Origin of the sequence: Tistlia sp. (assembly GCF_040905785.1) — a bacterium.
Lineage (GTDB): Bacteria > Pseudomonadota > Alphaproteobacteria > Kiloniellales > DSM-21159 > Tistlia.
Genome location: NZ_JBBDQW010000087.1, coordinates 1 through 15,800, shown reverse-complemented (window position 1 = coordinate 15,800; position 15,800 = coordinate 1). Strand labels below are relative to the sequence as shown.

General features: G+C 71.0%; 17 protein-coding genes, 1 tRNA gene and 1 pseudogene. 8 read left to right on the top strand and 11 right to left on the bottom strand.

Translation table 11 applies throughout. The annotated features are described in order from the left end of the window. A pseudogene (locus WD341_RS19910) lies at positions 1-225 on the top strand (hypothetical protein); the annotation flags it as partial. Positions 226-300: 75 nt separating this feature from the next. Here the strand turns inward: WD341_RS19910 and WD341_RS19905 are convergent. Continuing rightward, positions 301-579 carry a hypothetical protein gene (locus WD341_RS19905; RefSeq protein ID WP_368427240.1) on the bottom strand — a complete coding sequence of 93 codons (279 nt, stop codon included), beginning with the start codon at positions 577-579 and terminating at the stop codon, positions 301-303. 427 nt (positions 580-1,006) lie between these two features. After that, positions 1,007-1,486, bottom strand: coding sequence for a hypothetical protein (locus WD341_RS19900; RefSeq protein ID WP_368427239.1), 480 nt, complete (start codon positions 1,484-1,486; stop codon positions 1,007-1,009). Between the two features lie 118 nt (positions 1,487-1,604). On the opposite strand from WD341_RS19900, the gene WD341_RS19895 reads away from it, so the two are divergent. Continuing rightward, the gene (locus WD341_RS19895) at positions 1,605-2,069 is read left to right on the top strand and encodes a paraquat-inducible protein A (protein ID WP_368427238.1); all 465 of its coding nucleotides are present in this window, start codon (positions 1,605-1,607) and stop codon (positions 2,067-2,069) included. 4 nt (positions 2,070-2,073) lie between these two features. On the opposite strand, the gene WD341_RS19890 is transcribed toward WD341_RS19895, so the two are convergent. Continuing rightward, positions 2,074-2,877, bottom strand: coding sequence for a helix-turn-helix domain-containing protein (locus WD341_RS19890; protein ID WP_368427237.1), 804 nt, complete (start codon positions 2,875-2,877; stop codon positions 2,074-2,076). 131 nt (positions 2,878-3,008) lie between these two features. On the opposite strand from WD341_RS19890, the gene WD341_RS19885 reads away from it, so the two are divergent. Continuing rightward, on the top strand, positions 3,009-3,422 hold the full coding sequence (locus tag WD341_RS19885; protein ID WP_368427236.1) for a hypothetical protein: 414 nt from the start codon (positions 3,009-3,011) through the stop codon (positions 3,420-3,422). A gap of 23 nt (positions 3,423-3,445) precedes the next feature. Beyond that, complete coding sequence (locus WD341_RS19880) at positions 3,446-3,766, top strand: DUF1330 domain-containing protein (protein ID WP_368427235.1); 321 nt, start codon at positions 3,446-3,448, stop codon at positions 3,764-3,766. A 20-nt stretch (positions 3,767-3,786) separates the two neighbouring features. Here WD341_RS19880 and chrA read toward each other — a convergent pair whose 3' ends face one another. The 4 genes from chrA to WD341_RS19860 all read right to left on the bottom strand — a co-directional run bounded on the left by chrA (position 3,787) and on the right by WD341_RS19860 (position 7,451). Next, complete coding sequence (gene chrA, locus WD341_RS19875) at positions 3,787-5,193, bottom strand: chromate efflux transporter (protein ID WP_368427234.1); 1,407 nt, start codon at positions 5,191-5,193, stop codon at positions 3,787-3,789. Beyond that, positions 5,190-5,978, bottom strand: coding sequence for a chromate resistance protein ChrB domain-containing protein (locus tag WD341_RS19870; RefSeq protein ID WP_368427233.1), 789 nt, complete (start codon positions 5,976-5,978; stop codon positions 5,190-5,192). The genes chrA and WD341_RS19870 overlap by 4 nt, the downstream gene beginning before the upstream one ends. Positions 5,979-6,256: 278 nt before the next feature. Next, positions 6,257-6,685: a DUF2852 domain-containing protein gene (locus WD341_RS19865; protein WP_368427232.1), complete on the bottom strand. Its 429-nt coding sequence runs from the start codon at positions 6,683-6,685 to the stop codon at positions 6,257-6,259. A gap of 100 nt (positions 6,686-6,785) precedes the next feature. Continuing rightward, positions 6,786-7,451, bottom strand: a complete 666-nt coding sequence (locus WD341_RS19860; protein ID WP_368427231.1) for a TetR/AcrR family transcriptional regulator — start codon at positions 7,449-7,451, stop codon at positions 6,786-6,788. Between the two features lie 152 nt (positions 7,452-7,603). Here WD341_RS19860 and WD341_RS19855 point away from each other — a divergent pair, with 152 nt between their 5' ends. Beyond that, a complete protein-coding gene (locus tag WD341_RS19855; RefSeq protein ID WP_368427230.1) occupies positions 7,604-8,716 on the top strand; it encodes an App1 family protein in 1,113 nt (370 codons plus the stop codon). A gap of 22 nt (positions 8,717-8,738) precedes the next feature. Here WD341_RS19855 and WD341_RS19850 read toward each other — a convergent pair whose 3' ends face one another. Next, positions 8,739-9,911, bottom strand: coding sequence for a sensor histidine kinase (locus tag WD341_RS19850; protein WP_368427229.1), 1,173 nt, complete (start codon positions 9,909-9,911; stop codon positions 8,739-8,741). Between the two features lie 241 nt (positions 9,912-10,152). Between WD341_RS19850 and WD341_RS19845 the strand changes: the two genes are divergently transcribed. From WD341_RS19845 to WD341_RS19835, 3 genes are all read left to right on the top strand, one after another. Beyond that, positions 10,153-11,145, top strand: a complete 993-nt coding sequence (locus WD341_RS19845; protein WP_368427228.1) for a 2-hydroxyacid dehydrogenase — start codon at positions 10,153-10,155, stop codon at positions 11,143-11,145. A 115-nt stretch (positions 11,146-11,260) separates the two neighbouring features. After that, positions 11,261-11,674: an antitoxin Xre-like helix-turn-helix domain-containing protein gene (locus WD341_RS19840; RefSeq protein WP_368427227.1), complete on the top strand. Its 414-nt coding sequence runs from the start codon at positions 11,261-11,263 to the stop codon at positions 11,672-11,674. A gap of 13 nt (positions 11,675-11,687) precedes the next feature. Then, a complete protein-coding gene (locus WD341_RS19835; protein WP_368427226.1) occupies positions 11,688-12,395 on the top strand; it encodes an RES family NAD+ phosphorylase in 708 nt (235 codons plus the stop codon). A gap of 477 nt (positions 12,396-12,872) precedes the next feature. Here WD341_RS19835 and WD341_RS19830 read toward each other — a convergent pair whose 3' ends face one another. The 3 genes from WD341_RS19830 to rpoD all read right to left on the bottom strand — a co-directional run. Beyond that, the gene (locus WD341_RS19830; RefSeq protein WP_368427225.1) at positions 12,873-13,580 is read right to left on the bottom strand and encodes a hypothetical protein; all 708 of its coding nucleotides are present in this window, start codon (positions 13,578-13,580) and stop codon (positions 12,873-12,875) included. A gap of 328 nt (positions 13,581-13,908) precedes the next feature. Next, positions 13,909-13,984, bottom strand: a tRNA-Ile gene (locus tag WD341_RS19825). A gap of 136 nt (positions 13,985-14,120) precedes the next feature. Next, positions 14,121-15,800: RNA polymerase sigma factor RpoD (gene rpoD / locus WD341_RS19820; RefSeq protein WP_368427224.1), on the bottom strand; the 1,680-nt coding region annotated here is incomplete at its 5' end.

Here is a 15,800-nt window from a genome sequence, read left to right as displayed (position 1 = left end):
GCATTTGGTGCGGGAGATCGTGCGCGTCGAGCTGGACCTTTCGGCGGTACTGGCGTCCACGTCGACGACGCCGTGATCGGCGCCGACGGACGGCTCGACATCCCGGCGATCCAGCCGATCGCGCGCATGGGCTACTACGACTACACGGTCGTGCGCGAGGTCTTCGAGATGCGCATACCCGAGGCCGCCGCCGAGGCCCTGGCCGGCCTGGAGGGACGGGCGTGAAGCGGGCGCCTAGACCACGCGACCGGGCAGACGGGACCCGGATAGCGATCGGTGCAGCCCGCGGATGCGCCGGCTTCAGATCTCCTCGTCGATGAAGGCGATGGGGCGGAAGTGGCTGCGCGCCTCGAAGGAGGCGCCGAGGGCGCCGATGACGATGCCCAGGCTGGCGACGAATCCGCTCATCACCAGGTAGTGCCCCGCCTCGATCGCATCGCCGGTCGCCGCCGCCCAGCCGGCGATCAGCAGCCGCTCGAAGAACAGCGCCGCGAAGCCGCCGGTGACCGCGAACAGCAGGGCATAGGTGGTCAGGAATCCGCAGAGCACGACGGCGACGGTCGAGGCGTTGCTCAGCACGCGCCGCGGTCAGGCGCCACCCGGCGCTGCGGATCAGCAGCTGCTGGCGGAGGAGAACGAAGGTGCTGGTGCCGACAAGAGCTCCCAGGGACAGCACCGCCACCCGCCAGGGCGGCTGGCGCAGCGCCAGGTCCCAGGCCTCGGCGGTCATGACCAGGATCAGCAGGGTCGAGAGCGCCGCCGCCGTCATGCGGCTGAGATGCAGCGGAAACAGCCAGGGCCGGGCGCGCAGCAGCGCCTGCAGGAACTCGCGGCGGGTCTCCCAGAGCGCCCGCGCCTAGAAGCCGAACCGGCCGCCGGGCGCGGCGGCCCGCTCCTCGAGCCGGGGATCGGCGATTCGCACGAGCGCCTCCTGAAGCTCGGCCCGGTCTGCCGCTGTCAGGCGATCCATCCGGTCGAGATCCTCGGGCGCCTCGATGCGGGCCGCTTAGCTGCGGGAATCGGCCGCCGGCCCCAGACCGTTCAGCCGCCCGAGTAGATGCAGGCAGAGGGCCGTCAGCCGCGCCTCGACCCGCTCGGTGCCGAGGCGGGACGTCGAGGCGACCGCGCTCGCGGCGGCGCGCGACGGCGCACCCAGCGCGACCGCCTGGTAGCGGGCCACGAGGTCGCGGTCGGTCACCACCAGGGTGAAGTCGCCGGCCTCGGCCGCCTCTGCGACCGCCGGATCGCCGATCAGGTCGGCCGGCTCCAGGGACGTGTCGCCCTCGGGCCGAGGCAGCAGGCGAACGGTCAGCCGCCAGTCGAACGCCGGCAGGGCGTCGGCCAGGATTCCGCGCAGCCTCTCCGCGCTCCGGCCGGCCGTCTTCATCAGGCCGCTCTCGGCACCGCCGCAGACCACGAGCACGACCTCGATCGGGCCGACGAAGCCCTCGGCGGGCGCGTCAGTGGTGTTCTGCGTCACGGTCATCCCCCCGACAACCCGCGACCGGCTCCATCCGTTGCCTGCCCCTTCCGCTCCGACAGCGCGAACCGATATGAAGGAGCCTCGGCGGGCGGGCGGCCCGCAGCCGTAACAAGGACAACGGATGGCCCTGCTGCTCCTCCTGCTGACGGCGCTCGGCCTGCTCGCGGTCGGCGTCACGCTGCCGATCGTCACGGTCGAGACGCTGGTGCTGTTCAGCCGGCCATACTCGATCCTCGACGTGACGGTCAGCCTGTTCCAGGGCGGCGAGTGGCTGATCGCCGCCATCGTCGGGATCTTCTCGCTGGTCCTGCCAGCCGCCAAGCTGCTGGTCATGATCGCGCTCTGGGCGCGCCTGCGGCTCGGGCGCGACGTGCCCAGGCGGCTGCTCCAGGGCTTCGAGGCGCTTGCGCGCTGGTCGATGCTCGACGTCCTGGCCGCGGCGCTGATCGTCTTCGCGCTGAAGAGCCGGGCACTCACCGACGCCCGCTTCGAGTCCGGCGTCTATTTCTTCCTCGCTTCGATCGCGACCACCGCTCTCTGCTCCTTCCTGCTGAAGCGGCGTGCGGAGGCCAGCGAGGCCGCCTGACGGGTCAGCCCTCCGCGAGGCGCCGCATCGCCGCCGCGGTCTCCGGATCGGCCGGGAAGAAGGACTCGATCGCCAGCTCCGAGAGCGCGACGTCCATGGCCGTGCCGAAGACCGTCGTCGTGCTGAGGAAGCTGAGGCGGCCGCCGGCGCTGTCCAGCTCCAGGGGCACGGCGATGCCGCCGAGCGCCGCTGCCGCCCCCGGCTGCGCCGGCAGCGCCCCCGCCGGCACCGGGTAGCCCTTCAGCTCCTCGACCAGCGCCATCAGCACCGCGTCCGCAGAGTTGTCGACCTGGGCCTGCAGGCGCGCCAGCAGGTGGCCGCGCCAGTCGCGGAAGTTGCGGATGCGCGCCGCCAGGCCGCGCGGATGCAGACTGAGCCGCAGCACGTTGACCGGCGGCTCCAGCAGGTCCTCGGGCACGCCCGCGAGCAGCGGCGCCAGAGCCCGGTTGGCCGAGACCAGCGTCCAGTGCCGGTCGACCGCCAGCGCCGGGTGCGGCTCCTGGCCGGCCAGCAGCAGCTCGACCGCCCGGCGCGCCGCCGCCAGGCGCGGATGGTCGAGCGCCCGCTCCGGGTAGAGTGGCGCGAAGCCGGCCGCGACCAGCAGGGCATTGCGCTCGCGCAAGGGGAGGTCGAGCGGCTCGGCGAGGCGCAGGACCATTTCCCGGCTCGGCGCCGCCCGGCCCGATTCCAGGAAACTGAGGTGGCGCTGCGAGACCTCGGCCTCGGCGGCCAGCTCGAGCTGGGAGAGGCGGCGGCGGCGGCGCCACTGGCGCAGCAGGGGTCCCACGGAGGCGGCGGTCGGAATCATCGGGCAAGGCTAGCAGGCGCACCTCGGGACAGTCATTACCTGCCAGGTAATCGCGTCCCCGCACCCGGTCTCCGATCCTGGGTTCCGAAGACGCCGCAGCCGGCGGCGCCGGAACCGAAAAGGAGACCGCCATGACCCTTTCCTCGAACACGACCGCCGAATCCGGCCCGCTCTCGCTGCGCGCGCTCCTGCTGGCCGACGCCGTCACCTGCGCCGCGATGGGCGGCCTGCTGGCGCTCGCCGCCGAGCCCCTGGCGCGCCTGAGCGCGATTCCCTCCGCCCTGCTGCTGCCTGCCGGCCTCCTGCTGTTCCCGATCGCCGCCTTCATGGCCCTGGTGGCAACGCGCCGTCGGGTGCTGCGCGCCGGCGCCTGGCTGGTCGTGCTCGGCAACCTCGGCTGGGTCGCCGGCAGCCTCGTCCTGCCGCTCGCCGGCTGGACCGCGCCCAACGGCCTGGGCCTCGCCTTCCTGCTGGTCCAGGCGGCGGCCGTCGCCCTGCTCGCCGCGCTGGAGGCGCTGGCGCTGCGCCATACCCGAACCGTTTGAGCCTTGAGAAGAAGGAGAGAGTCATGACCGCCTATGCCGTCGCCCATCTGCGCGACGTCGAGTTCGGCCCCGACATCGTCGCCTACCTCGAGGGCATCGACGCCACGCTGGCGCCCTTCGCGGGCCGCTTCCTGATCCACGGGGGCGCGCAGATCGTCCTCGAAGGTGACTGGCAGGGCGACCTGATCGTCATCGCCTTCCCCGACCTCGAGCGGGCCCGCGCCTGGTACGACTCGCCGACCTATCGGCGCATCCTCGGCTTGCGCCGCGGACGCGCTGAGGGCGAGGTCCTGCTGGTCGAAGGCGTGCCCAACGGCCACCGGGCGACCGACATCCTGGGATGAGGGGGGAGGCTCGGGCCGCCTCAGAGGGTGAGCCATCCGCCCAGGTGCAGCAGCAGGCCGAGGACGGCGGTGCCGCCGAGCACCGGGAACAGGCCGAGGCGCAGCCGGAAGGTCGCCAGCAGCGCGAGGGCGACCAGCGCGGCGGCCAGGGGATCGAGGCTCGACCAGACCGGCAGCTCGAGGCTGGCCCCGAAGCCCTCGTAGCGGCGCAGTTCGCCGAACAGCAGGTGCAAGGCGAACCAGAGGGCGAGGTTCAGGATCACGCCGACGACGGCGGCGGTGATCGCGGCCAGGGCGGCGGAGATCGGCCGGCTGCCCCGCAGGCGCTCGACGTGCGGCGCGCCGAGGAAGATCCACAGGAAGCAAGGCGTGAAGGTGACCCAGGTCGTCAGCAGGCCGCCGAGAGTGCCGGCGAGCAGCGGCGGCAGGGCGCCGGGGTCTCGGTAGGCGGCGAGGAAGCCGACGAACTGCGTCACCATGATCAGCGGCCCGGGCGTCGTCTCGGCCAGGCCCAGGCCGTCGAGCATCTCGCCCGGCGCCAGCCAGCCATAGGTGCCGACCGCTTCCTGGGCGACATAGGCCAGCACCGCATAGGCGCCGCCGAAGGTGACCACCGCCATCTGCGAGAAGAACAGCGCGATGCGCGTGAAGACCCCGTCGCCGCCGGCGAGCAGGACCAGCAGCAGCACCGGCGCGCCCCAGAGCAGCGCGAAGATCCCCGCGGCCCACAGCGACCGTCCGCCGCCCGGCCGCGTGTGCGCCGGCGTCGTCTCGCCGAGCAGCGTCTCGGCGTCCCGGATCCGCCCGGCTGCGGCGCCGTGGCCGCCGCCGGCCTGGAAGGCCGCCAGCCCGGCGCGCCCGCCGAGGAAGCCGATCAGCCCGGCCAAGCCGACGATCGCCGGGAACGGCAGGTCGAAGACGAAGATGCCGGCGAAGGACAGGGCGGCCAGGGCGACCATGACCTTGTTGGCGAGGGCGCGCCGGCCGATGCGAACCACCGCCTGCAGCACGATCGCGAGCACCGCCGCCTTGAGCCCGAAGAACAGCGCCTCGACCGGCCCGAGGTCGCCGTGCAGGGCGTAGAGCCAGCTCAGTCCCATGATCGCGATCAGGCCCGGCAGCACGAACAGCAGGCCGGCCAGGACGCCGCCGGCCGTGCGGTGCATCAGCCAGCCGATGTAGACCGCCAGCTGCTGGGCTTCCGGGCCGGGCAGCAGCATGCAGAAGTTGAGGGCATGCAGAAAACGCGCCTCGCCGAGCCAGCGCTTCTCCTCGACCAGGATGCGATGCATGACGGCGATCTGGCCGGCCGGGCCGCCGAAGCTGAGCAGGGCGATCCGGCCCCAGACCCTGGCCGCTTCGCCGAGGCCGGGATAGGCGCGCGGTGCGTGGGTGGGCTCGTCCGTCGGAAGGTCGCGGGCGGTCATGCCCGCAGCTCCCGCGCGCCGACCTCTTGCCGGGCCGGCCAGTCGTGGGTCTCGCCGAAGGCGTCGCGGGCCCAGTGGTAGAGGGCATCGTAGAGCGGCAGACCGGCCGCGAGCTGGTCGCAATCCTGCGCATGGAGCCGCGAGAGGCCGAGCGAGACCGCCAGCAGTCCCGCCGCCTCCGGCGCGAGCTCCGGGCGCGCGGTGTCGGCGCCGCGCACGACGGCGGCGAGGCGGAGCAGCGCCGGCGTCTGCAGCTCCAGGCCTTCGAGCAGGACATCGAAGCTGCAGAGCTCGCCCCGGTGGCTCCAGAAGGCACCCTCGAGGTCGAAGGCGGTCGCGGCGAAGCGCTCGGACACGGCGGCGACCTCGCCCGCGGGCACGAACAGGAAGACCGCCCGCCGATCGACGAAACGGCGGATCAGCCAGGGGCAGGCGATCCGGTCGACCTTGGGCCGCTCCCGCGTCACCCAGAGGGTGCGCCCGGCGCCGTCGGGCTGGGGCAGGGCCGCGCAGGGGACGCTCGGCAGGCGGGCCTCGTCCCAGGCCTCCATCCCGCCCTCCAGGACGCGGGCCGGGATGCCCGCCTGGCGCAGCCAGGCGGCGGCGCCGGCACTCAGCTTCAAGCCCTTTTGGCAGATCACGACCACTGAATCCGGGACCGACCCAGAAGCCGAAGCGGGCGTCAGCTCCGGCCAGCCGGCGACCTCCAGCGCGGCGCGGCGCACCGCGCCCGGCACCAGCCGCGGATTGCCGGCGAAATCTTCCTCGGTGCGGACATCGGCCAATAGGGGGCAATCGGGCGTGCCCACGAGATCGAAAAGCGCTTCTGGGGAAATCGTGGTCGAGGCAAGCATGCGGGCATCCTTTCGCCGGAGCGAGGATGCGATCCTTGGGCTGCTGCCTGACGGGGAGATCGCCGGTCCCCGAGCGTCCAGTTAGATACGATCCGGCGCCGCTGTCAATCGCCGCCCACAGGAGCGACCCGTCGGCGCCCTGCCCGGCAAGACAAGGCGCCGGACCCCTCCTGGGAGTCCGGCGCTTGCCCGTCCGCGAGCCGCGAGGCTCAGCCCTGCTGCGGCCCGTAGCCCTCGCCCGGCGCCCCGGGCGCGCTGCCCTGGGGCCGGTTGCGCCGCTCGGCCATGAACTGGTCGAACTCGGCCTTGTCCTTGGCCTGGCGCAGGCGGTCGAGGAAGCTCATGAACTCGTTCTGCTCCTCCTCCAGGCGCCGCATCGTCTCGGCACGGTATTCGTCGAAGGCGGTGTTGCCGCTCGTGTCGGCGTGCCGCCTGCCGCCGCCGCAGGGGCCGTACCAGCGACCGCGCGCCTTGCCCATCTTGCCCATCTTCGCTCCGTTCCAGCACAGCATGCGTCCGCTCCAGATCATGTAGGCCAGGACCGCAAGGCCGACCGGCCAGAAGAGAATGAAGCCCAGGGCCATCAAGCCGATCCAGGCCGGTTTGCCGAGGTCGTCGAGTTTCGCTGCTACGTCCATTCGCCCTGCCTCGCAATGTGAATGTTAATGACATTCACATAGGTGGGCGCGTGCCCGGCGGGCGTCAAGTCGAGCCCGGGCAAAAAAGCGACCGGCCGGCTCAGGCCCGCCCGCCGGCCCCGCCGCCGCCCAGTCCCAGGCCCTGGAGGTAGATCAGCACCGCCGCCTCGAGCAGGTCCTCGGGCGTCATCGGCAGCTTGCGCCGGGCGGCGTCGCCACGGGCGAAGAGCGAGGCGATGCCGTGCGAGAGCGCCCAGACGTGCAGCGCCATCATCAGCGCCGGCGGCCGGGTGGCCGGAGGCAGGGTGCGGCTCAGGACCTCCGAGGCGTCGCGCACGATGGCGAAGGCGCGATCGCCGGCCTCGCGCAGCTCGGGATGGTTCTCGAGCGGCACCCCGGCCTCGAACATGGCGGAGTAGTAGGCCGGCTCGGTGCGGGCGAAGGCGAGGTAGGCCTTCCCGAGGTTGCCGAAGGCGGTGAAGCTGTCCGGGCGGCCGTCGTTCCAGGCGGTCTTGAGGAAGGCCTCGAAGCGCTCGAAGCCCTGGCAGGCGACCCCGGCGAGCAGGGCGTCGCGGTCGCGGAAATGGCGGTAGGGCGCCGCCGGGCTGACCCCGGCCTCGCGCGCCGCCTCGGCGAAGGTGAAGCCGGCCGGCCCCTTGGCGGCGATCAGCCCGAGCGCCGCCTCGACCAGCGCCTCGCGCAGGTTGCCGTGGTGGTAGCTGCGCCGCCCCTTGCCTGAGTCCTTGCCGTGCCTCGACCAGCCCATGTGAAGGGGTCTTACATGAGTCTTCGCGGCGGCGCAGCCGGAATGTCGCGCCGAACGGCCGGTGCCGCGCCGCCTCCGGCGGGAACGATCCACGGCGGCCTCCCGTTGACGAGCCGGCCGCCTGCGGCGGCCCGAGCCACCGGGGAGACCGCGTGAGACGAACCCTTTCCCAGGCGCTGCGCGCCCTGCTGCGCCGCCTGTCGCGGCCGGTGCGCCACGATACCGGGCGGCGCGGCGTGGTCATTCACGCCTACCGCGGCTACGGCTCGCGGCGCGAGGTCTTCCTGATGGGCCGGGTGCTGCGCCAGCCGCGCTTCGAGAGCCTGCGGCGCGGCGCCCACGACCCGAGCCTGGTCGACTTCCTGCGCCGCATCTTCCGGCGCGGCGTCCGCGGCGCCGAGGTCCGCGCCGAGCTGGCTGGGGCCAGCGCCCGCGCGACCACCGACGCCGACGGCTACTTCGAGATCTGCCTCCAGGGCGACCTCGGCGACCTGCCTGGCACCGGCTGGCAGGAGGTCTGCATCCTGCTCGACTCACCGCCCGAGGCCGCGGGCGCCGTCGCCCGCGCCCCGGTCTACCTGCGGCCCGCCGAGAGCCGCTGCGTCGTGATCAGCGACATCGACGATACCGTCGTGCAGACCGGCGTCGCCAACAAGCTGCGGATGTTCTGGAACCTCTTCTTCGAGGACGTCGAAAGCCGCGTCGCCTATCCCGGCGTCGCCGAGTTCTATCGGCAGCTGCGCGACGGCGCCTCGGGCGACCAGGGCAACCCGATGCTCTACGTCTCCCGCGGGCCCTGGGCGATCTACGAGATCCTCGAGCTGTTCTTCCAGCGCCACGGCGTGCCCGAGGGCCCGATCCTGTTCCTGCGCGAATGGGGCATGACCCTGCAGCGGCCGCTACCGCCGCCGGCCAAGGACCACAAGCTGGCGCTGATCCGCGGCATGCTGGCGGTCTACGACGACGCGCCCTTCGTGCTGATCGGCGACAGCGGCCAGCAGGACCCGGAGATCTACGCCCAGATCGTCCGGGAGCATCCCGAGCGGGTCCGCGCCATCTACATCCGCAACGTCGGCCACGGGCGCGACCGCGACTCGGCGATCGCCAGCCTTGCCGAGGAGGTCGCGGCCGCAGGTGCCGAGCTGCTGCTCGCCGACGACACCGTCACCATGGCCCGCCACGCCGTGCGGCACGGCCTGGTCGACGCGGCGGCGCCTGCCCTGGTACGCGGCGAGCGGACCCACGACGAGCAGGTCGCGCAGTGACGCCGGCGCGCGCGCCCCGGCGTCAGGCCAGGATGTCCGGCGGCAGCCGCAGGGTGACCAGGGTGCCTTTCCCAAGCCGACTGGCGATCCCGATCTCGCCGCCGTGCAGCTCGGCGAAGCGCTGCGCGATCGGGAGGCCCAGCCCTGCCCCTTCGGGCATCGCGCCGAGCCTGTTGTGGAGTCGGCCGAAGGGCTGGAAGACGAGGTCGAGCCCGGTCTCGTCGAGGCCGATGCCCCGGTCCTCGACCTCGATCCGCAGGCCGTCGACGGCGAGCAGCGCCGTCACCCGGACGTCCCCGCCGGCGTGCGAGTACTTCACGGCGTTGGACAGGATATTGATCAGCACCTGCTTGATCTTGCGCCGATCGGCGATCAGCCGCAGGGTCTCGGAGGGCCCCTCCGTGCGCAGGCAGATCGAGCGGGCGTCGGCGATCGGCCGCATCATCGCCAGGCACTCCTCGATCAGGGCCGGCAGCGCGAAAGCCTCGCGCTCGAGCTCCATCGCCCCGGCCTCGACCTTGGCGAGGTCGAGCAGGTCCGAGATCAGGGCCAGCAGGTGGTGGCCCGACTGCCGAATGTCGGCGACGTAGCGCCGATGCTGGTCGTTCTCCATGGTGCCGAAGACGCCGATCTCCAGCGCCTCTGCGAGGCCGATGATGGCGTTGAGCGGCGTGCGCAGCTCGTGGCTCATGTTCGCCAGGAAGGACGACTTGGCGACGTTGGCGGCCTCCGCCGCCGCCCGCGCCTGGTCCAGCGCCAGCGTCGTCTCCTTGAGCTCGGTGATGTCGGTCGCGAAGCCGGCGACGGCGCCGCTCGGGGTGCGGATCTTGACGATGCGAAACCATCCGCGCTCGGGGTAGAAGCGGTCGACCGGCTCGCCGCTGGCCTGGCGCTGCGCCTGCAGCCGGTCGGCGACGTGGGCCTCCAGCCGGTCCGGCGGCACCACGGACCTGGCTGAGTGGCGCACGAGGTCCTCGTAGCGAATCCGCCCGCTGCCGGCGCGGCGCTGGACCTCCTCGAAGGCACCGCCGTGGACCCAGCGGTAGAGCGCGTTGCAGGCGATCAGGCGGTCGTTCTCGTCGTAGACCGCGACCGGCCCCGGGAACTCCTGGATCGACTCGCGCAGGATCGCCGCGTCGCGCAGGTCCTGCGCTGCGTCCGGAGCCCTCGCCGCCTTCTTCACCTGGTCCTGCACGTCACCGTCCGCCGTTCGCGCCCGGGGCGAAGGCGCCCCCTTGCCCATCCTCGGGCCGACCCGGTTAAGGACCGGTGTCGGGCCCCGACAGTCGTCGAGACCGGCGCCGACCGCAAGGCGCCTCCCCCGCACCGCCGCGTCCGGCCGCCCCCTCGTAGCACGGCGCGTCCGGCGGTTGGCCCCCGTCGCCGGCCGGCCTAGGCTGGTCACCACACCCGAAGCGAGGACGCGAGGCGAGGACGTGAGCGAAAAGCCGACCCTTCTGCTGGCAGGACCCAACTCGATCCAGCGCGCCGGCTTCCTGGCCGAGACGACCGGGACCGACTGGCGCATCCTGACCTGCGACCCCGCCAAGGAGCCGGAGCGATTCGGCAGCGAGATTTCGCGGGCCGACGTGCTGGTCGGCGGCAGCCGGCTCGAGATACCGGCGGGCGGCCGCCTCAAGCTGTACCAGATCCCCTTCACCGGCTACGACTGGATCACCGCCGACGACCTGCCGCGCGGCGTCGTCTTCTGCAACACCCACGAACACGAGAGCACGATCGCCGAGCACGTCCTGCTGGGCATGCTGGAGTTCCAGCTCGGCCTCCTGCGCGTGACCGACCCGGAGATGCGGGAGAGGTCCTACGACGGCCACACCATCGCCAGCGGGCCGATGCACCGCGAGCTGCGCGGCGCCACCGTCGGCATCGTCGGCTACGGCCACATCGGCCGCGAGGTCGCGCGCCGCTGCAAGGCCTTCGGCATGGGCGTGCTGGCGGTCAGCCGCCGGGTGCGCGAGGAGGGCGGGCTGGTCGACTGGTACGGCACCGTGGCCGAGCTGGACCGGCTCCTGGCCGAGAGCGACTTCGTCATCGTCTGCGCGCCGCTCGACGAGACCACCCGCGGCATGATCGGTGCGCCGCAGTTCGCGCGCATGAAGCCGGAGGCCGTGATCTGCAACGTCGCCCGCGGCGAGGTCGTCGAGGAGGAGGCGCTCTACCGGGCGCTGGCCGAGCGGCGCATCCGCGGCGCAATCCTCGACGTCTGGTACCGCTACCCCTCGAAGGAGGACCCGAACCCCTGGCCCTCGCGCTTTGCCTTCCAGGCCCTCGACAACGTCATCCTGTCGCCGCACAACTCGGCCTGGACCGAGGCCATGAAGACCCGCCGCTGGGCCTTCGTCGCCGCCCAGCTCGACCGCTTCGCCCGCGGCGAGCCGCTGCTGAACGTCTGCTTCGAAGGGCGGGCGTAGGAGCGCGGCTTCTGGTCGCCTTCACGCTCCGACACCGAATGCTGGTTGACCCGCACTGGTGTTCGCGCCATACTGCATTCATATTAATGCCAATTGGCACTGGAGACGCAGGCAGATGGTACCGCTTGCCGAGGCCACCGCAGTCGACGAGAGCTTCGATCAGAAGCGCGGCCGGTTGCAGCCCACCGCCCTGAAGGGCTTTGCACGCGCCGCCGAGGCCTGGGGCCTTCGGAACGAGGAGGCAGCCCGGCTGCTGGATATGCAGCTCAGGACCTGGAACAGGGCGAAGAAGCAGGGGTGGGAAGGTCGGCTCGGCCACGACCAGTTCCTGCGGGCGAGCGCGCTGCTCGGTCTCTTCAAGGGCCTGCACCTCTACTGGACGGGCCCGCTGGCCGATCAGTGGCCGACGCTGCCGAATCAGGGACCACTGTTCCGGGGCCGCCGGCCGGTCGACGCGATGATCGAGGGCGGGCTGCCGGCGATCCTGTCGGCGCGCAACTACGTCGATGCCCTCCGGGGCGGCGCGTGATGACGGGCGGCGCGTGAACCCACCGCCCGTCTCGGCCTTCGTCGGCAAGGGGACCGTCAGGCTGATCCCGGAGACCGCGCACCAGACACCGGTGCTAGATCCGCTCGCCGACGACGACCAGGAGCGCGAGGCACTCGCCGAGGTCGAGGCCGTGACCAGCCGGCGCCTCATGATCGAGCGGGGCGACGTCGCCGAGGTTGACCCTCGTGAGCTCGCCTTCCTGGCGCGCGGCAGACACCTCCGGCGGTGGGGCGATACCCACGTCAACGCCTCCTTCGCCTACAGCCGCGAGGGCGCGGGCAACCGCTTCAACGGTCCCGGCCGCGGCGCCTGGTACTGCGCGCTCGAGGACCTGACCGCGATCGAAGAGGTCGCCTACCACCGGACCCGGGAGCTCGGCTACATCGGCCGCTACGAGGACGAGCGCCTCTATCAGGCGATCCTCGCCGACTTCATCGGCGAGTTCCCGGACCTGCGGCCTGCACAAGGCCGCCCGGCGGCCCTCGACCCGGATCCTGCGGCCGGCTATCCCGCGGGCCAGGCGCTTGCCGAGCAGCTCCAGGCCGAGGGGCACCTCGGGCTTCTCTATCCTTCGGTACGGGCTCCCGGCGGGACCTGCTTCGTCGCCTTCGCGCCGCAGATCGTTCAGAACCTTCGCCCTGGCGCCCGCTGGAAGCTGATCTGGGAGGGTGCGCCTGCCTTCCGGGTCGAGCAGGGATGAGAGTCGTCGCGGTCGCAGCCGTAGGCGCCGGGCCCAATACGTCGGACTGGCTGGTGGGCAGCGGCGGGCGAAGACGGGCACTGGGACGTGTCCGTCTCCGTATCAAACTGGGTCACAGACGATGGGCCGAAGCCCGTGCGGCCCCCTAAGAGCGCAGGAAGACGGAGCCATTACTCAATTGATCGAGCGTGGTTAGCGCTGCCACCGTCCGCCGTTAGCAACCCGGAGCGAAGACGCCCCCTCGGCCATCTTTGGGCCGAGCCGGTTAAAGAGGGATGCCGGCCCGCGACAGTCGTCGAGACCGGCGCCGTCCGCAAGGCGCCTCCCCGGCACCGCCGCGTCCCGGCCGCCCCCTCGTAGCATAGCGCGTCCGGGGGCGGTTAGCGCCCGGCGCCGGCCGGCCTAGGCGGATCGCCGCGGCCCCGCGAAGGCCCCCCTGAAGGCACTCCCTAGAAGCGACCACGAGATGCGCCTCGGCTAGCGCCTATCGCGGCGGCGTGCCGCAAGGCCGAGAGCGGCCAAGCCCATGACGACTAGGCTGAGCGGCGCAGCTTCCGGAACCTCGGTCAGGTCGGCAGTCCTGAAAATCGAGATACCCGACATCCCGGGGGTCGGGATTGCCAGGGTCGAAAAGCTGCCGATGAAGGACACCCCGTCGAAGCCGACACTCCGCAGTTCGCCAGCGGCAAGATAATAGAGAGTGTCGGAAGCGGCGTCATAGCTTATGCCCGACATTCCGGGGGCCGGGACTGCGAGGGTCGAAAAGCTGCCGATGAAAGCCGTCCCATCGAAGCCGACACTCCGCAGTTCGTCAGCGGCAAGGTAATAGAGAATGTCGGAAGCGGCGTCATAGCTGATGCCAGACATTCCGGGGACCGGGACTGCGAGCGTCAAGAAGCTGCCCATGAACGACGTTCCGTCGAAACCCACGCTCCGAAGTTCGCCAGCGGCCAGGTAGTAGAGGATGTCGGAGGCAGCGTCATAGCTGATTCCGGACATCTCCGGGTGCGGAGTGGCCAACGTCGAGAAACTGCCCGTGAACGACGTTCCGTCGAATCCGACGCTACGCAGTTCGCCAGCAGCCAGGTAATAGAGTTTGTCTATGGGGCCCGCTCTCGCCGCTTCCGGTAGCGCGATCAGGAAAAGCGTCAGCGCTACCAGAATGATTTTCTTTGTTTTCTTCACGATCTGCCCTCAGTCTCCAGGCGTTGCAGAGGCAATGCTTTGGTATGCAAAATATATGCCATAGATCGGCAATTGCTTCTAAAATGAAACATTGCACATACTTAGCCCTATCTTCCCACTCTCACGATCTTGCATGGCTTCGACAGGGGGTCCAAGCCTGTAACGAGATCCGACGTGTTGGGCGGTCGCCAGGAATGAAGCGGCATGGCGCCGGGCGTCTTGAAGTTGTCCCGGAACTGGACGCTCCAAACCGCAAAGTGGACCTTGACGAGGAGGTTGCGGTGATGGCCGGGGCAGCCGCGCCCGGGGGCGCACTTGGCGAGCGGAGTGGTGGGCCCGGCAGGACTCGAACCTGCAACCTAACCGTTATGAGCGGTCTGCTCTGACCGTTGAGCTACGGGCCCCCGAGCCGCCGGCATTCTGACCGCTTCGCGCCGGCGATCAAGGCCGCTGCCGCGGCGGCCGGCGGCCGGGCAGGAAAAGGGCCGCGGGGAAGCCTCGGCCCCCTCGGCCCTGTTCCACCGGCAGCGCGCCCGGGCCTCAGGTGTCCAGGAAGGAGCGCAGCTTGCGGCTGCGGCTCGGGTGCTTGAGCTTGCGCAGCGCCTTGGCCTCGATCTGGCGGATGCGCTCGCGGGTCACCGAGAACTGCTGGCCGACCTCCTCGAGCGTGTGGTCGGTGTTCATGCCGATGCCGAAGCGCATGCGCAGCACGCGCTCCTCGCGCGGCGTCAGGGAGGCCAGGACGCGCGTCGTGGTCTCGCGCAGGTTCGACTGGATCGCGGCGTCGAGCGGGATCACCGCGTTCTTGTCCTCGATGAAGTCGCCGAGGTGGCTGTCCTCCTCGTCGCCGATCGGCGTCTCCAGGGAGATCGGCTCCTTGGCGATCTTGAGGACCTTGCGGACCTTCTCGAGCGGCATGACCAGGCGCTCGGCGAGCTCCTCGGGGGTCGGCTCGCGGCCGATCTCGTGGAGCATCTGCCGGCTGGTGCGCACCAGCTTGTTGATCGTCTCGATCATGTGGACGGGGATGCGGATGGTGCGCGCCTGGTCGGCGATCGAGCGGGTGATCGCCTGGCGGATCCACCAGGTGGCGTAGGTCGAGAACTTGTAGCCGCGGCGGTACTCGAACTTGTCGACCGCCTTCATCAGGCCGATGTTGCCCTCCTGGATCAGGTCCAGGAACTGCAGGCCGCGGTTGGTGTACTTCTTGGCGATCGAGATGACGAGGCGCAGGTTCGCCTCGACCATCTCGGTCTTGGCCTTGCTGGCCTCGCGCTCGCCGGACTTGACCGTGGCGACGACGCGGCGGAACTCGCTGACCGGCAGGCCGGTCTCGCCCGAGATGTCGGCGATCTGCTTGCGCAGCTCCTTGACCTCGTCCTTCTCCTTGTCGACGAAGGCGCTCCAGCCCTTGCCGGAGAGGCGCCGCACCTTGGAGATCCAGCGGGGATCGAGCTCGCGGCCGTAGTAGTATTTCAGGAAGTCCTCGCGCGCGACCTTGTGCTTCTCGGCGAGCCGCAGCAGGCGGCCCTCGAGGTTCACCAGGCGCCGGTTGTGACCGTACAGCTGGTCGACCAGCTGCTCGATCCGCGCGTTGTTGAAGTGCACGTCCTCCATGATGTGGACGAGCTTGTCCTTGTACTCGTCGTAGATCTCCTCGATCTCGTCGGAGATCTGCTCGCCGCGCTGCATGTGGCCGATGCGCGCGCGCTGCACCTCGATGAGCGCCGCGTAGGTCGCGCCGATCTGGTCGAAGGTGTCGAGGACGTCGGGCAGCAGCTGCTGCTCCATGGCGGCCAGCGACAGGTTGGCCTCCTCCTCGTCCTCCTCCTCGTCGCCGGCGTCGGCGGGCTTGGCCTCGTCCTCGTCGTCGCTGGCCGCCGGCGCACCGCTCGCCCCGGTCGTGCCGTCGGCGCCGTCCTCGGTCCCGGACGTGCCCTCGGCACCGGCCGCGCCGTTGCCGCCGCCCGCGCCGTTGGGCGCACCGGGGCCGTCGGGACCGCCCGAGTAGGTCGCGTCGAGGTCGATGATGTCGCGCAGCAGGATCTGGCCGTTGATCAGGGCCTCGCGCCAGGCCAGCAGGGCGCGGATCGTCAGCGGGCTCTCGCAGAGGCCGCCGATCATCTTCTCGCGGCCGGCCTCGATGCGCTTGGCGATGGCGATCTCGCCCTCGCGCGACAGCAGCTCGACCGAGCCCATCTCGCGCAGGTACATGCGCAC

Bases quoted from the DNA above. Each gene is read 5' to 3' on its own strand.
- chrA (WP_368427234.1), bottom strand. From the start codon at position 5,193: ATGACCGCCCGCGACCTTCCGACGGACGAGCCCACCCACGCACCGCGC.
- WD341_RS19890 (WP_368427237.1), bottom strand. From the start codon at position 2,877: ATGATTCCGACCGCCGCCTCCGTGGGACCCCTGCTGCGCCAGTGGCGC.
- WD341_RS19895 (WP_368427238.1), top strand. From the start codon at position 1,605: ATGGCCCTGCTGCTCCTCCTGCTGACGGCGCTCGGCCTGCTCGCGGTC.
- WD341_RS19885 (WP_368427236.1), top strand. From the start codon at position 3,009: ATGACCCTTTCCTCGAACACGACCGCCGAATCCGGCCCGCTCTCGCTG.
- WD341_RS19860 (WP_368427231.1), bottom strand. From the start codon at position 7,451: ATGGGCTGGTCGAGGCACGGCAAGGACTCAGGCAAGGGGCGGCGCAGC.
- WD341_RS19865 (WP_368427232.1), bottom strand. From the start codon at position 6,685: ATGGACGTAGCAGCGAAACTCGACGACCTCGGCAAACCGGCCTGGATC.
- WD341_RS19880 (WP_368427235.1), top strand. From the start codon at position 3,446: ATGACCGCCTATGCCGTCGCCCATCTGCGCGACGTCGAGTTCGGCCCC.
- WD341_RS19840 (WP_368427227.1), top strand. From the start codon at position 11,261: ATGGTACCGCTTGCCGAGGCCACCGCAGTCGACGAGAGCTTCGATCAG.
- WD341_RS19900 (WP_368427239.1), bottom strand. From the start codon at position 1,486: ATGACCGTGACGCAGAACACCACTGACGCGCCCGCCGAGGGCTTCGTC.